Here is a 15,779-nt window from a genome sequence, read left to right as displayed (position 1 = left end):
TGGTTGGCCGGACGCTTACAAAAGAAGGTTCGAGGTGAAAGGTATTAGGTTAAAGGAAGAGAATTGAGCAGACCCAATTCCACGACATACTAATGCGCTGTCGCTGCAAAGTAGTATACGTACTCCAAATCCAAGTCAGTGTTAAGCCTAAAGCCCTCAGTTTTGAAGTATCATTATCAGCCCAGCTACTCTTTACTGAACTCAGCTATTCACCTCGTACTTTAAACTAGTCCCTAAATTATCATCTTGTTGCAATTTCATTGTTGGTTTAATAACTGTCCTGTGTAAAACTATCGAAGATAATTTAGAAAATCAGGTGACATGAATGTCGAATATAAAAGCTTGGAAACTTCTCAGCCTGTTTTGTTTGTTTACAGCACTGATTGGTTGTCAATCTAAAGAAGAACAGCTACAACAAACAATTCAAGAGTCCATTAAAAAGGCCGATGTCGAGCTTACCCAGCTTGGTAAAGCACTTGATAATGGTAGTATACGCAATGCGACTATTCTTAAAGAATACAGTCGTATCCTTAAACAGCAACAACCTGAACTCAGTAAAGTTGTTGATGTTGTTAGCCTTGATGCCACACGCCAGGGAGCGCTTTATAGTGGTTTAACCCAGCGCCTTGATGACATTAAGGGTAATTACTTAATTCCTCCTTACGAAGATACGCTATACAATATTGATTTATTGCGTGAGGCAGCAAAGCCAACGTTATTTTCTGATGCCTTAACCGATCCTATAAATATGCTTGCGGATATGTCGAATGGTTCTTTAGCACGAGTTGGTGCTATAAGCCAAAAAGCTGAAGGCCAAGGGGTGGGTAACCAAATGGTAGGTAACCCTAACTATGGTAATTGGCAAACGAATAGTAGTGGTATTAGCTTTTGGCAGTGGTATGGCATGTACCGTATTTTGGGTGATGTATTTGACCGAGTTGAATACGGAAGTTGGAGTAAGCGCCGTAAGTACAGTTACTACAATGATTATGGTCGTACTCGTTACTCAAGCCCTAAACAAATAAAAACCCAAAGTGCCTTAGAAACACGTACACGACAATCTTACCAACGCCAAGGCAAGCAGTTCACTAGTCCTTATGCGAGTAAAAAAACAGGTGCATCAGGTTTGAGTCGCAGCAGTTACACGCCGCCTAAAAGTCGCAGCAGTTACTCAAGAGCGAGTAGTTATAGCAGTAATTCAGGATCGGTTCGTAATAGCAGTAGCAGAACCTCGCGCGGCGTAAGTCGTGGTAAGTAAAGAATAACGTTGGAGTTAGAATAATATGTATGAATTTAATGGAATAACTATGTGGTCTTTGCAAGCACTGTCTGTGGACTTTGCAATTATCATCTTACTGTTTGTGAGCCTAAAGTATATTAAAGGTTGGGTGTCTAATTTACATGCTAATGATGAAATTACCGAGCGAGATAACTTTGCATTTGGAATAAGCTTTGCCGCTGGTTTAGTCGCACTTGCGATTGTATTAACGGGCGTGAGTAGTGGTGCTTTTGCTGCTACGTTACAAAAAGAAGCTCTGTTAATGCTTGGCTATGGTGCATTAGCAATTCTGCTTATAAAGCTGGGTCACTTTTTTCAAGATAAAGTGGCGCTGCGTAAAGTGAGCTTACATAACGAAATAGTCAAAGGTAACGTTACTGCGTCAATTATTGATTTTGGCCATGTAGTAAGTGTTGCTGTGGTTATTCGCTCTGCGCTTTTATGGGTGGCAACAGAGGGCTGGCACGGCATCCCTATTGTTATTGCTGCGTTTGTCATTGGTAGTGTGGTGTTACTTTTAGTAAGCCAATATCGCGTGCAGTTATTTAAGCGTACCAACAAAAGTGGCGACTGCCTACAACAGGCTATTGTTGATGGTAATTTAGCAGTAGGTGTTCGTTATGCAGGCTTTTTAATTGGTAGTGCATTAGCCATTACTGCTGCAACAGGCATTGCTCCTTATGCTGCTGACAATATTAATGCGAGTTTACTTTACTGGGCGCTAAGCGCCGTTGTTTGTTTGGTTGCTTTCATTTTACTGCACTTACTGACGATTAAAATCATTCTTGCTGGCTGTAATATTTCAGATGAAGTGAATCGTCAAAAGAATGTGGGTGTTGCCGCTATTTCTGCAGCTGTGTCATTTGCTGTCGGGATCACTATGGCCACACTACTGGGTGCATAATCACGTGTCATCAACTCAAGCTTCCCCAAGTAAATTTAAATTATTTGGGCATGATATTTTACTAATCACTGTTATGGCCGTACTCGCAGGATGCGGCCTTATTTATGAATACTTACTTTCTCATTACGCTGGCCGAGTACTCGGCTCAGTTGAGAGTGCAATTTACGCCATGATAGGCACTATGATTGTAGCTATGGGGATGGGTGCATTTTTAGCGCGTTGGTTTAAAGATGCCTTCACCGCATTTGCTTGGCTAGAGAGTATTATTGCGCTCATAGGTATGGGCTGTATATTAGCCATTGCCAGCATTATTGCCGTGAGTTATTCCCTCCCTCATTTATTATCAAGTATTTTTAATATTCCACCTGACGTCATTCTTAATGGTTACGTGTTTCAAAAGCTGCAAGAGTGGTCTCGCTTTTTACCTTATGTATTTGGCTTAATATTAGGGCTATTTATTGGTATGGAAATACCGCTTATTGCGCGTATTCGCCAGCATATTTATGGACGTTTTTTAGAAAATAACGCCGGCACTATATATGGGGCTGACTATATTGGCGCTGGTATTGGCGCGGCAATTTGGGTGAGTATTATGCTCGCGATGCCAATAATGCAAGCCGCCGCTTGGACAGCGCTATTTAATATTATTGCCGGACTTGCCTTTTTATGGCGTTACCATAGCTATGTACGCTTTGCTAAGTTGTTATTGGTTTGCCATATATTACTGCTGGTGTTATTCGCTTTTATTTTGCAGTTTGGTAGTAGCTGGATGGATAACCTAAGTAACGTACTATACAAAGATAAAGTTATTTACTCTCAGGCGACTAAGTATCAACATGTGGTGCTAACAGAGCGTTTAAGTAAAAATCAGCCTCAGCCAATTACTGATCTATATTTAAATGGTCGTTTGCAGTTCTCTAGTATTGATGAACAAATATATCACTCAATGCTTGTTTATCCTGCAATGCTCGCCTCTAATCGTCATGACCGTGTTTTGATTATTGGTGGCGGTGACGGATTGGCTATGCGTGATGTATTAAAGTGGCCGGTTAAAGAAGTTACATTAATTGATTTAGATGGCCAGCTACTGAATTTATTTGGCCATAAAGACGATAAATTTACACCGCCAGAAGAGATTAAACAGCGATTGGTGGCACTCAATAATGAATCGATGCATGACCCGCGAGCAAATATTATTGTAGGTGATGCATTTTTAGAAGTCGAAAAGCTACTGGATCAGTCAAAGCAGTTCGATACTATTTTAATTGATTTGCCAGACCCTAATCACCCCGATCTGAATAAGATGTACAGTGATTACTTTTATAATCATGTACGCCAATTATTGGCGCCGGATGGTGCTATGGCTGTACAGTCAACATCACCTTATCATGCGAAAAAGGCATTTTTAAGTATTGCTAAAACAGTGAAAGCCGCGGGCTTTGATTATGTAGAGCAGTACCAGCAAAACATCCCTTCGTTTGGTCAATGGGGTTGGACTATTGCGACTAAAATGGGGCAGTCACCTAGTACACGTATTAGTAATATAACCGATATGCCAGTCCCGTCTCGATGGATTAGTAAAAAATATTTATTAGCGAGTTTTGCATTTCCTAATAACTATTTTGAACAAGTGAACGATATTGAAGTCAATAGGTTAGGTTCTGGTCGCTTGTACGATTACTACCGAGCAGCTTGGCAAATAGAAAGTGAATTGTATAAAAATTAATAAAACATGGTTGACATAATATGTCGATCATGCGAATCTTAACTCAGACATAATATGTCATATGACGAAAAGGCAGAGACATGGAATTAAATGAACTTTCAATAAAATTAGCGTCTTTTGAAACCGAGGGTGCTAACTTTGAGTCTTTCTTGATTGCCAATCCAGGTGAGCAAGATGTTTTACAAGTCATTGTTGATGGAAATGACGAACTTCCAATTTTTGTTACTCAAACACAAGAGCAATTACTATGTATTAGCTACTTGTTTGACGAAGATGAAGTAAAGAGTGAATTACGCAACGAGTTAAACGAAACATTATTACGTTTAAACGTGCCGATTCCACTGAGTGCATTTGCTAAGATCGATAATAAATACGCGATTTTTGGTGCACTGTCGGTAAATTCATCTCTAGATGATGTTACCCACGAACTAGTGACATTAGCTGATAACGCTATAGATGCACTAGAAGCCGTGACCTTATATTTAAACGATTAGTAGCTAGTTAGTGGAGTTAAGATTATGAGTATTTTAAAAAAATTATTTACAGCAGTACGTGGCGGCGCCCGTGAAGCAGGCGAAGCAATTGTTGATGCGAACGGTATTCGTATTTTTGAACAAGAAATTGCCGATGCACAAAATGCACTGAATCGTGCTAAAAAAAGCCTGACAGAAGTAATGGCTAAAGAGATGCAAACTAAGCGTAAAATTAGCGCAGTAGATGCATCAATTGCTGAGCACGAAGCGTATGCAGGTCAAGCCCTTGAAAAAGGGAATGAAGCATTAGCATTAGAAATTGCAGAAAAAATTGGTGACTTTGAAGCTGAGAAAGCTGAACACGAGCAAGTATTAGCGGGCTTTACTAATCACATAGTGACATTGAAGCAGCAAGTTAAAGATGCTGAAAAATCAATTAAAGAAAACCAGCGTCAGCTTACTATGGTTAAAACCACAGAAAGCGTTCAACAAGCGACAATGGCTGTAAACAGCACGCTTAATACTAATAATTCATCAATGACATCGGCGCGTCAGTCGCTTGAGCGTATTAAGCAACGCCAACAAGACCGTACTGATCAATTAGGTGCTGCAAAGTCTCTAGAAGCAGATGTTAATGGCGACGATTTAAAAGCTAAAATGGCTGAAGCGGGTATTGGTGATACAAATCCAAAAAGTGCTGATATTTTAGCGCGCATTAAAGCGAAGCAAAATAGCTAACATTTAGAACCATATTAAAAAGGTAACCGAGTTTCGCTCCGTTACCTTTTTTGCTTACAGAGGCACCTTATATGTTTAATTTTTTCAAATCTAAAAAAAAGCCAGAACGTCAGCTTAATCACGCGAGTGACCTTAAAAAAGGCGACATGTTTACGGTCATTGATTCGTTTGCTTATCCTTCTTGGCTTAAAGGTCAAACGTTGCGCGTTATTGATGTGCAAACGTATCAGTACCAACACAGCAGTGATACTGAATTTGTACTTGAAACTAACACCGGTCAAGTGGTGTTTTTACAAATAGAGCAAAATGATGGCGAACAGTGGGCAAACTTCTCTATAAAAATTCAGCGTGATGAAGTTGAAGAGATCTTTGGTCTTGATGAATTTGCGCGTATTTTTGATGAAGAGTCGTTAACACATATCACGGTACAAAATACCCCTGAGCGTTTTATGCAATTTTTAGCGAAAAGCTATCAACAAAGTGAATCGCCTTATGTATGTTATTTTCATAATAAAGACTTTCGTGGCCAAACGCTGCCTCGCTATGAGCAAGAAGGTGGTGAACCATGCGAAATGATTTGCTTAGCCTCTCCTGATGAAGGGCATAGCGTTAATATAGAGATTTGGGAGGGAGGTGAAACAGAAGTCTCACTGACGTTAACTCGCCCAATTAGCGATATTGTTGATTTGTTTCCTGGAGATGCTCAGTGAGTGATGCTAAAGACAAGTGGTTGCGCCAAGAGCAAGCTGTGCGCGCCACGCAAATGGCATTTGATTTGAGTAGTGAGGTACAAAAGTCGATAAAAAAACAAGCTATCGATCAAGAGCTCACTCCCTCAGATATGATCCGTAAAATTTTAGGTCTTGATGTAAAGTCTAAAAAAACACGGCAACGACTATCGTTTAATTTAAATGATGACGAAATAGCGCAATTGGCTAGCCGGTTTGAAGTGGCAGTAGATGATAAAAGAGCGGTAAAGCAACAGGTAGCAGAGTTACTCATTGAGCATACAAAAAAGACTAAGTAACCCTTTTGCCTTCTTTATGTAAAATACTTACACTGGGGCTATTATTTTCTAAAAAAGTGCCGCTGTGAATATCTTATTGATTGCCTACTTACTCATGTTTGCTTTATTTGGCACGGCGGCAAGCTACTTCGTGCGTTTTATATATGCTTACTGGATACAGAAAAAAATGCCACTGGAATACATTTTTAAGGCAGGTGTGTGTATTTTCATGGTGGTGGTTATTTCGGTGTTAATACCACTATTAGATTAACACCGAAACGAACTGCTACTGGTAGTTAACTGTTTTACATTGATTATCAATACATAAAGAGTGGACTTCTAACACTGGTGAACAGTCTTTGAACTCAAGCATTGCATTATCTAGTTGTTCTTGCTCAGTGATTTTTTTGCGCTAATTGCTCTGCTTGTTCTTGAGAGTGATTTAATGTTGAGCACACAACATACTTACTCGGCCCCCCACAGACACGCGAGCCAACACCTAACATTGATAGCTGGCTGTACAGCTTTTATTACTTGTAAGCTCATTAAGTTGAGTATTTAAAACAGATTCACTCGCGTTTTGAGCTTTGCTTGATGTTAGTGCACTACTGCAACCGCTAAGCAGCATAGTCATAACAACACAGGTAGCTGATAGCTTAATTACGGATGACAAACAACTCATAATCTAATCTTTAAAATACACTTACCGCAGAGCCTTCAAGTTTAACACATTTATTTTCAACACACTGAGTGCTTGGCGCAGTTAAATGTTGGCAAATACTCATCATGCCTTTTTGCACATTATAGGTACTTTCTAATTGAGTGATAGTATCGCTTAGGGCTGAAACCTGCTCTTGGGGTGCGCTTTGTGTAGAGTACACAATGTAATCACTTGGTCCACCACAGGCACGGCTACCAACAGCACTGACTTTACACTGTGAACTAGTTGAACATTGTTTATCTGCTATGAGGTTATTTAATTTATTTTTTGCTGTTTTAATATCATCAAGCGACACTTCCTTTGCAGCATCAACCGGTAGTTGCTGTGCTATTTTATTTTCTCTATTCGCTTGTGGTAGTTTTTGTTGTGGTATCGGCGTAGACGTGTTTTCTACCGTATTGGTTTTAGTTTGCTCAGTTTCATTTGAGGTGGTTTCTAAGCAAGCTGTTAAGCAAAGCGGTAGCAGTAGAGCGAGTAATGGAGTACGCATAATCGTTCCTGATAGTGATGAATTATTCATCACTATCATACACGGTGCATTTATTACGGCAATAAAAACTCTACTATCAATATATTAAAGCGCCATTAATGGCGTTTTTACATTAACCCACCTTGGGTTAATTTAGCTGGATTGAGTAATGCCTCTAATTCTGAGCGAGATAGGTCTGTCTCTTGCTCAGCGATATCAATAATTGGCTTTGCTTGCTGGTAAGCTTGTTTGGCAATTTTTGCTGCTTTTTCATAGCCAATAACTGGGTTGAGTGCAGTAACTAAAATAGGATTTTTAGTCAGCGCTTTATCAATCTGTGCTTGATTAACTTTAAAGCTAGTTATGGCTTTATCCGCTAGTGCTTGCGCACTGTTAGCAAGTATCTCTGTACTTTGCAGGATATTATAAGCAATCACGGGTAGCATTACGTTAAGCTCAAAGTTGCCAGCTTGGCCTGCTACGGTAATTGTGGCGTCGTTACCGATTACTTGCGCACTAGCCATTGCAGCGGCTTCTGGGATCACCGGGTTCACTTTGCCAGGCATAATGGATGAACCAGGCTGCAATGCTTCAAGCTCTATTTCACCAAGTCCCGCAAGCGGCCCTGAATTCATCCAACGTAGATCGTTGGCTATTTTCATTTGCGCAACGGCATAGACTTTCAGCTGCCCTGATAAAGCCACAATGGCATCTTGCGATCCAATATTATAAAAAAAGTTATCACTGGGGATAAAGTTAATCCCTACTTTTTCACTTAGCTGTTTGGCAAATAGAGCGGCAAATTGTGGGTCGGCATTAATACCTGTGCCGACCGCTGTTCCCCCCTGAGCCAGTTCACAAACACGTATTAGTGCATGCTCAATACCGCTGGCTGCGTGCTTTACCTGCGATTGCCATGCGCTGAGTGTTTGCTCAAAGGTCACTGGCATTGCATCCATTAAATGAGTGCGCCCAGTTTTAACTATATGACCGATGCCTGCTTTTTTCTGCTCTAAGGCGTCGGCTAAGTTTGCTAGTGCTGGCAGTAATTTTTTATCAACACTGATAGCACTGCTTAAGGCGATTGCAGTGGGAATAACATCATTCGAGCTTTGTCCCATATTCACATCGTCGTTAGGGTGAATAGGTTGATTAGCATGTTTTGAAGCCAAACTTGCAATAACTTCGTTGGCATTCATATTTGAGCTGGTACCTGATCCCGTTTGAAAAATATCAACGGGGAAATGCTCATAATGCTGACCATCAATAATTTCTTGGCAGGCATGCTCGATTGCATTTGCTTTTGTTTTATCTAAATGGCCCAGCTTTAAATTGGTTAATGCTGCGGCTTGTTTTATATACGCTAAAGCAATAATAAATTGCTGTGGCATGGTGAGGTTGCTAATCGTAAAGTTATTAATGGCGCGTTGGGTTTGTGCTTTATAAAGTGCGTTAACGGGTACGTCGAGTGTGCCCATGCTATCTGATTCTGTTCTAAAGTTACTCATTAGTACTCCTAAAAAAGAGAATATATGACATTAAACTACGCTATAAAAAAGATATGGTGCTGTTATTGCTATTTACAACGGTATAGCTAAAAAGTAGGGGGCGTCAAGGCAAGTTAACAAGTGGGATTAAAACTAAAAAGTCGGCTTAAACGGATTTTAAGTCGACTTAAATAATGTATTTATATAAACAGCCAGTCATAAGGCTAAACAGAACTTTAATTGTAGCCAAGAATAAATATTTGGTCTGTTTCATGTTTGTTTTGTGCCTTTTGAGTGTGTTTTACATGAGAAAGTAAGTCGATAACCGTTGCTCTACAATCTGTTTCATGACTCGTTTTATCTAGGCTTTTATCGGTAATTGCCATTACAGCGTCTACGGCGGTATAGGGTGAAATATACATAATGTTATCCTTTTGTCGTTTAGTACTCATTAAGTGAGTAATTTAATAAAAGCATATAGCGTACCAGCTCGGTAAATATAATTTAACGTATTGAAATTAAAGTTATTTTATTATTTTGGTCAATTTACTCACGACAGAATAGTTGAAATTTGTTTTACTATTGTGCATTCATTTGCAATTTAGGTGCATCAGTATGACCAAACCATTTTCACAAGCCTGCGAAAATAATAAAAATCATATACTTAAGGCTTTGCAGCCTGCATTGCAAAATGCAGCATCAGTACTTGAGATAGGCTCGGGGACGGGTCAGCATAGCGTTTTCTTTGCCAAAAAATTGCCACATTTACAATGGTATACCAGTGATCGAGAGGTTAATCATCAAGGAATAAAGTTATGGCATGATGAGGTGCAACTGGCAAACTTGCATCCGCCTTTATTGCTTGATCTAAACGATCCTTGGCCAGTAAATAAAGTGGATGCGATATATACTGCTAACACTTTTCACATAGTGAGCTGGGAGTTAATTACGCGTTTTTTTGCTGGAGTAAATCAGCACTTAAACCAGCAAGGGGTGGTGTGTGTATATGGCCCTTTCAAATATAAAGGGGAGTTTACCAGCCCCAGTAATGATGAATTTAATAGTTTATTGCAAAGTCGCGATCCGCTTAGTGGTATTCGTGATTTCGAAGCGGTTGAGCAACTTGCAGTGCAATCTGGGCTTAAGTTACTTAGCGATACTGCGATGCCTGCAAATAATCAGTTACTCATTTTTAAACGGCAATAAAGTGCTGCATTGTTGTTTATAAATATCGATATGTTGGCGTTCGCGTTTTAAGTAATCTGCAATAGCATGATTAAAATCGGGGTGAATAATATGATGAGCAGAATAAGTAGTAATGGGTTGAAAGCCGCGTGCTATTTTATGCTCACCCTGAGCACCGGCATTAAAACAGTGAATATTATGCTTAATCGCATATTCAATTCCTTGGTAGTAACACAGCTCAAAGTGAAGAGAATCAACCTCTTCGCTTGCTCCCCAATAACGCCCATAAAGGGTATTGTCACCAATTAAACTTAATGTGGCGGCAATCACTTTATGGTCTCTTTTGGCTAGCATAATGAGCAATTTGTCAGCCATTAAAGCGTGTAACAAGCTAAAAAAATCACTGTTTAAGTAGCCTAAATGACCCGATCGTTTTAAATAAGTGCGTTGATAAAACTCACAAAAAAGCTGCATTGTAGCGGTAGTGATTTTCTCGCCTTTGAGCCATTCAATACTGATATTTTGCTCTGTGATTTTAGCGCGCTCTTTTTTAACGGCTTTACGCTTTCGGGCATTAAAGGTTTTTAAAAAATCGTCAAAATCTTTAAAGTTATTATTAAACCATTGAAACTGCACGCCGATTCTTCGCATAGCACCGGTATCATAAAGATGGGTGGCTTGTGCTTTGTCGCAAAAGTTTACATGCCAGCCTGACCATGCCTGTTCTACGCAGTGGCTTTTAAGTTGCTCTGTTATGTACTTATACACTAGCTTTGGATTGCTATGCATAATACGTATTCTTTGTCCCTCAATCGGGCTAAAGGGAATACCACATAGCCATTTAGGGTAATAATCTAAGCCATTTTTTTCATAAGCTTCAGCCCATGCCCAGTCAAATACATATTCACCGTAGGAGTGCGCTTTTAAGTAGCCAGGGGCAAGGGCAACTAGTTTATCGTCTTCATAAACGGCTAAGTGGTGAGGCTGCCAACCTGTTTTTGCGCTTACACATTGGCTTTGCTCAAGTGCATATAAAAAAGCGTGTTGAGTAAAAGGGTCATTACCAAAAAAATAATGCCATTGTGTTGCGTCAATTTGGTTGATGCTATTAAACCATTGATGTGAAAAGTGGCTCATAATGCTTTGCCTACTATTTTTTAAGTGGGTTGCTGATTAATTTTGGTAATAGTGCGACAGCCATATTTGGTTTTCTATTTTCGATAAATCTTTATGGTTTATCTGGCGCAATATATTGAGATAGGCACTGTATGAGCTTATCGAGTTCGAGAGGTTTTGCAAGATGTTCGTTAAAACCAATTGCTAAGGCATTGGCTTTATCTTCAGGCATTACATCAGCAGTTAAGGCAATAATTGGTAATTGCTCAGTACTTTTCATTTGACGTATCAAGGCGGTGGCTTGGTAACCGTCCATAATCGGCATCTGGCAATCCATTAATACTAAATCGAAGTCATTTACTTTAACTTGTTCTACTGCTAATTCGCCATTTTCCACTAGTGTTGGTGTAATCCCTAAAGAGCTAAGCATTGCTTTTATGACTAATTGATTGACGCTGTTATCTTCTGCAACCAGTATTTTTAGTTTACTTAAATTAACATGCTGGTGTGTGTGCTTTGACGTTACTTGTTGTGCTGCACATGTATTTAACTCGACAGACAGAGTAAAAGTAGAGCCCTTACCTGGCTCGCTTTGTACGCTGATATCTCCAGACATTAATAAGCTAAGTTCTTTTGCGATTGCTAAACCAAGCCCTGTCCCACCAAATTTACGTGATGTTGAGCTATCAGCTTGGGTGAACGCATCAAATAACTTACTTTGCTCTGATAGCGCAATACCGATACCCGAGTCCCTAATAGCCAAGGTAATTTGATGACGTTTATCGGCGATCTCCTTGCTGTATGCGCTAATACTTACTTCACCTTCGTAAGTAAACTTAATAGCGTTACTACACAGGTTTAATAAAATTTGCTCAATTCGCATAACATCACCTTCAAACCAAATGTCGGTTGGTAATTGGTTATCAACTTTCCAGTTAATACCTTTTTGTTCAGCGCTTTGCTCGAACATACTACTGATCCGAGCAAGAAGAGCATTCAAATCAAAAGGAGCAACTTCTAAGGTTAGTTTTTGTGATTCAATTTTAGAGATATCGAGTACATCATTGATTAAACTTAATAATGAGTTAGATGCTAAATTAATTTTATTTAAATAATCAGAAAGAGTTTCAGGACTATCTTCATTTTTAGCTAAGGTTGAAAAGCCGATCACAGCGTTAAGCGGGGTGCGAATTTCATGGCTCATATTTGCTAAAAACCGGCTTTTAGCTTGATTTGCCAAATCAGAATGCTGTTTAGCCTTAACGAGAGAGCGAGTACGCTCTGCTACCAAACGTGAAAGTGCAAGGTGTTGATGATTAAACAACAGTAATATAAGTAAAATGAGTGAGCTTACAATGACCTGTAAAATAAGTAAAAAGAGTGTCATATTATTAGTTTGATGCGGTAAGAATTCATCTTTAATCGCTAAATCTACTAGCCATGTTTGTCCTGCAAAATTAATTTCGATAGTTGTAAGTTTATTGCTTTTGGTTGGTTTGTTTTCGACGTTTGAATAAAACGGATTAATAGCATTGGCTTCATAAATAGCGATATTAAACATTTTATTTTGTGCTTTGGTAAGCGATTGAGCAAGTATGTTTTTCACTAAAAATACGCCTGTTGCGTAGCCTTTAATTGATGCAATCTCATTATTTTGTTGATACACAGGAGAAAATAATAAATACGCGGGTTCAGGTCGTTGTGTTTGAACTAATTGAATTATTTTAGTACCGACAGGGCGATTTTTGATACGTGGATCGAGTAAAGTCTCACGACGATCTTTACGAGAGTTGAGATTAAAACCTATGGCGGATTGGTTTTCTGACAAAGGAGCAATATAAGTGATAATCACCAATGGATCGTTGTTTGATAATGGGGCGCCTTTAATGCTCGGAACAAAGTTGTGTGTATTATAAATTTCATCAAGCTGTTTGTTAAAGTCACTGACCTGAGCCTGGTTAATTTTGCGGTTCCATGAAAATGCTTTAATAAATGAATGCTCAGCCAATAGTTGAGCACTGTAACTATCAAACTCTTGCTTGCTTAAAGTCGGTGTTGATTGTATTTGGCTTGCAAGGCTTTGTACGGTTATTTGACTGAGGTTTAAATTGCTCAGTAAACTGTTTTCAATGATAGATGTTTCGCGTTTGGCAATTTGTATCGCATTTGAATAACTCTCTTGATTATATAGCTTTGTGGTAAAAGCTACAGAGATGAATAATACCGAGCAAACTGCGATGGTAGGTAGTGGGGTGAAGTAATGTCGTTTAAATTTAGGTTGTAATAACGCCAATATAAAAGGAGTTGCGATCAGCACACCAAGAGAATCACCAAGCCACCAAAAAGTAACATTTCTCCAATGATTATCAATACTGTAAGCAGGGTTAAACTGACTTAAAGCATAGACGCCAATATTGGCCGATATTAGGCTAACGACAATACCAACGATAAAAATAAAATAAATTATTGATTGGCGCTTCTTTAAAAACAGCGGATGACCTAGCCAGTATTTTAAAAAAGCTGCGCCAATCATCCCTTGTAGTACAGCACCAAAGCCGATTAGTAACACCTGCTCTAATGTATTGCCAATTAAAACTTGATCAGTAATAACGTTATCACCGGTACTTAAATTAAAGGCGACAGAGGCAATAAATAATGCCGGAATAAAACGCCACCACCAGATAAAACAGCCAACTAGGGCAATACCTGCAGGGAGCCAGATAGGGATTACTTGTGATTGGAAGGCAAAATTAGTTAATAACTTACCAGTTGCAAAATAAGCCACCGCAAACAATATGTAAAAAGCAGAAGAACTGGATGTTGAACGAAAAATCTTCACATGCATCCTTGTTTAATATTATTTTTATAGTTGAATCTCAGTATAGCGAATCAGTACTAAATAGTATTATTTTTTAAAGTGGTAACTGTTTTTTGCTAAATGACTGCTTTAATACAACGGTTGATTCTATGTTGGCGATACAGCTTAAGCTTCCCAGTTGGTGCTTTACAAACTGCTCATAGCTTTCTAAATCCTGAGAAATAATTTTCAGTAAATAATCGTGGCTACCTGAGATCACAGAGCACTCAAGTACATGGGCTAGCTTTTCTACATGCTGCTCAAATTGCTGTGCCGCACTCACCGAGTTTTGACTTAGTCGCACGAAAGCATAAACCAGTACATTAAGATTGAGTGACTTAGGGTTAATAGCTGCGTGATAACCAATAATAACCTGTTCTTGCTCAAGTTTTTTAATGCGCCTTAGAGTAGGAGTATCCGAGAGATTAATGGTATTGGCTAATTCTGATACCGACATTCGGGCTTGCGACTGCAAGGCAACGAGTAGCTGCTGATCTTTATTATCTAACATGGCTATAGAATCTTATTAATTATTTGTCTAGTAATAGTGATTATTGCTAACAATAACTGCTTTTACTATTTTTTTTAGCGTTTTAACCTCTGGGATCTTTGCTAGCATTAAAAAATAATAATAACAGGATGTAGTCATGAGTTCTTACACTGCTAAATTTGATAATTGGATTAGGTCTGAGTTTGTTGCCCTAAACTCTCAATTAGAAGAGTTGTATTGGCAACAAGATGATAAAGCAAATGTTGAAGGGGTCGGGGATAACTTAAAGCAGACCTTGAAAGAGCAAGGTAATGCGTTGATCAGCGATTTATTAGCCGAAGGTAATACCGACGAAGGATTTGATAGCGCATTTGATTTACTTGGTAATGTCGGTTTGTTTATGGCGGCTTGTCGTAGACATGAAATTACAGAGCCAAGCAGAGAGAATAGTTCACCGCTGATAGAAGCATCGGCGCTTGCTATGCATATTGGTGCTTCTATTGGAGTAACTCCTCGTTTTGCCACCGCACATTTAACCACTCATAATAAGGCCATTAATGGCACCTATAAACGGTTTACAAATCTTGATGATGAAGCTCTGTTTTTAGATTACAACACCCAAGGTATTTTAGCGTATAAGCGCGCGAGTGATGCTTTACTAAAAATACTGCCATTAGGTATTTCACACCCAGTCACGGCTGAACTACTTGAGGTGGTTAAAACGGCATTAATGGATGTAATAGCGTCGAATAACGCCTTATACACTCAGCTAGACACCGAACGTTTTTTTAATTGTGTACGCCCATACTACAAGCCTTACAGGGTAGGTAAAGAGGTTTACCGTGGTGCAAATGCGGGAGACTTTGCCGGTATTAATGTTATTGATATGCTGCTAGGGCTTTGCAGTGCCAATGAGCCGAGTTACTCGCAAATGCTGGTGGATAAATTTTTATATATGATGCCAGAGGATCAACAAATACTTCGTGAAGCCATGCGTATGCAAAGCCTAATGGATGATTTTTTAGAGGCCGAACAATATAAAAATACAGACTGGTTTCAAAAGCACGGCAAACTATTTATTCAAGTGTGTAAATTACATGGCGACACCGCTATCGGTCATCATAATCAGCTGGTGGAAAAGTTTATTGCTCAGCCATCACAGCACATGCAACAACAGCATATGAGTAAAGTAACCGCCAGTGGACCTCCTCTACCGATACTGCTCGATTCATTAGCTAAGTTAAGAGATAGGCGTGCCGCGGCAAAGCGTGACGATATTAATACGCGCTTTGATGATTTAAACACGCTAAAACAGTGGATTAATTAAT

General features: G+C 39.2%; 16 protein-coding genes and 1 pseudogene. 10 read left to right on the top strand and 7 right to left on the bottom strand.

The genetic code is table 11. The features are described from left to right. Window positions 1-325 precede the first annotated feature (325 nt). The 8 genes from CWC14_RS14275 to CWC14_RS14240 all read left to right on the top strand — a co-directional run bounded on the left by CWC14_RS14275 (window position 326) and on the right by CWC14_RS14240 (window position 6,397). On the top strand, window positions 326-1,258 hold the full coding sequence (locus CWC14_RS14275) for a CHAD domain-containing protein (protein WP_138563508.1): 933 nt from the start codon (window positions 326-328) through the stop codon (window positions 1,256-1,258). 25 nt (window positions 1,259-1,283) lie between these two features. Then, a complete protein-coding gene (locus CWC14_RS14270; protein WP_075170889.1) occupies window positions 1,284-2,183 on the top strand; it encodes a DUF350 domain-containing protein in 900 nt (299 codons plus the stop codon). A 4-nt stretch (window positions 2,184-2,187) separates the two neighbouring features. Then, a complete protein-coding gene (locus tag CWC14_RS14265) occupies window positions 2,188-3,909 on the top strand; it encodes a polyamine aminopropyltransferase (protein WP_138563506.1) in 1,722 nt (573 codons plus the stop codon). A gap of 80 nt (window positions 3,910-3,989) precedes the next feature. Continuing rightward, a complete protein-coding gene (locus CWC14_RS14260) occupies window positions 3,990-4,403 on the top strand; it encodes a YjfI family protein (RefSeq protein WP_004335098.1) in 414 nt (137 codons plus the stop codon). Between the two features lie 24 nt (window positions 4,404-4,427). Further along, window positions 4,428-5,120 (top strand): PspA/IM30 family protein, encoded by a 693-nt coding sequence (locus CWC14_RS14255; RefSeq protein ID WP_036980772.1) that lies wholly within the window; start codon window positions 4,428-4,430, stop codon window positions 5,118-5,120. Between the two features lie 71 nt (window positions 5,121-5,191). Next, window positions 5,192-5,830, top strand: a complete 639-nt coding sequence (locus CWC14_RS14250; protein WP_013463680.1) for a hypothetical protein — start codon at window positions 5,192-5,194, stop codon at window positions 5,828-5,830. Then, window positions 5,827-6,147, top strand: a complete 321-nt coding sequence (locus CWC14_RS14245) for a hypothetical protein (protein ID WP_008113280.1) — start codon at window positions 5,827-5,829, stop codon at window positions 6,145-6,147. Before CWC14_RS14250 ends, CWC14_RS14245 begins: the two co-directional genes overlap by 4 nt. 64 nt (window positions 6,148-6,211) lie before the next feature. After that, a complete protein-coding gene (locus tag CWC14_RS14240; protein ID WP_138563504.1) occupies window positions 6,212-6,397 on the top strand; it encodes a hypothetical protein in 186 nt (61 codons plus the stop codon). Between the two features lie 15 nt (window positions 6,398-6,412). On the opposite strand, the pseudogene CWC14_RS19785 reads toward CWC14_RS14240, so the two are convergent. The 4 genes and pseudogenes from CWC14_RS19785 to CWC14_RS14220 all read right to left on the bottom strand — a co-directional run bounded on the left by CWC14_RS19785 (window position 6,413) and on the right by CWC14_RS14220 (window position 9,225). Beyond that, a pseudogene (locus CWC14_RS19785) lies at window positions 6,413-6,808 on the bottom strand (hypothetical protein). Window positions 6,809-6,818: 10 nt separating this feature from the next. Then, window positions 6,819-7,337 (bottom strand): hypothetical protein, encoded by a 519-nt coding sequence (locus CWC14_RS14230; protein WP_171036857.1) that lies wholly within the window; start codon window positions 7,335-7,337, stop codon window positions 6,819-6,821. 107 nt (window positions 7,338-7,444) lie between these two features. Further along, complete coding sequence (locus CWC14_RS14225) at window positions 7,445-8,824, bottom strand: class II fumarate hydratase (protein ID WP_138563502.1); 1,380 nt, start codon at window positions 8,822-8,824, stop codon at window positions 7,445-7,447. Between the two features lie 215 nt (window positions 8,825-9,039). Then, window positions 9,040-9,225, bottom strand: coding sequence for a hypothetical protein (locus tag CWC14_RS14220; protein WP_013463685.1), 186 nt, complete (start codon window positions 9,223-9,225; stop codon window positions 9,040-9,042). A gap of 193 nt (window positions 9,226-9,418) precedes the next feature. On the opposite strand from CWC14_RS14220, the gene CWC14_RS14215 reads away from it, so the two are divergent. Beyond that, window positions 9,419-10,009: a DUF938 domain-containing protein gene (locus CWC14_RS14215; RefSeq protein ID WP_069438746.1), complete on the top strand. Its 591-nt coding sequence runs from the start codon at window positions 9,419-9,421 to the stop codon at window positions 10,007-10,009. Here the strand turns inward: CWC14_RS14215 and CWC14_RS14210 are convergent. From CWC14_RS14210 to CWC14_RS14200, 3 genes are all read right to left on the bottom strand, one after another. Further along, window positions 9,986-11,125, bottom strand: coding sequence for a GNAT family N-acetyltransferase (locus CWC14_RS14210; protein WP_138563500.1), 1,140 nt, complete (start codon window positions 11,123-11,125; stop codon window positions 9,986-9,988). The genes CWC14_RS14215 and CWC14_RS14210 overlap by 24 nt on opposite strands. Before the next feature lie 91 nt (window positions 11,126-11,216). Further along, complete coding sequence (locus CWC14_RS14205; RefSeq protein ID WP_138563498.1) at window positions 11,217-13,943, bottom strand: ATP-binding protein; 2,727 nt, start codon at window positions 13,941-13,943, stop codon at window positions 11,217-11,219. Between the two features lie 73 nt (window positions 13,944-14,016). Continuing rightward, on the bottom strand, window positions 14,017-14,472 hold the full coding sequence (locus CWC14_RS14200; protein WP_138563496.1) for an Lrp/AsnC family transcriptional regulator: 456 nt from the start codon (window positions 14,470-14,472) through the stop codon (window positions 14,017-14,019). A 136-nt stretch (window positions 14,473-14,608) separates the two neighbouring features. On the opposite strand from CWC14_RS14200, the gene CWC14_RS14195 reads away from it, so the two are divergent. Next, window positions 14,609-15,778 carry a PrnB family protein gene (locus tag CWC14_RS14195; RefSeq protein ID WP_138563494.1) on the top strand — a complete coding sequence of 390 codons (1,170 nt, stop codon included), beginning with the start codon at window positions 14,609-14,611 and terminating at the stop codon, window positions 15,776-15,778. The last annotated feature ends 1 nt before the right edge of the window (window position 15,779 follow it).

Origin of the sequence: Pseudoalteromonas sp. S3260 (genome assembly GCF_005886925.1) — a bacterium.
GTDB lineage: Bacteria > Pseudomonadota > Gammaproteobacteria > Enterobacterales > Alteromonadaceae > Pseudoalteromonas > Pseudoalteromonas tetraodonis.
Note: the sequence above shows the minus strand (reverse complement) of the source record. Positions and strands in the feature narration are given on the sequence as shown.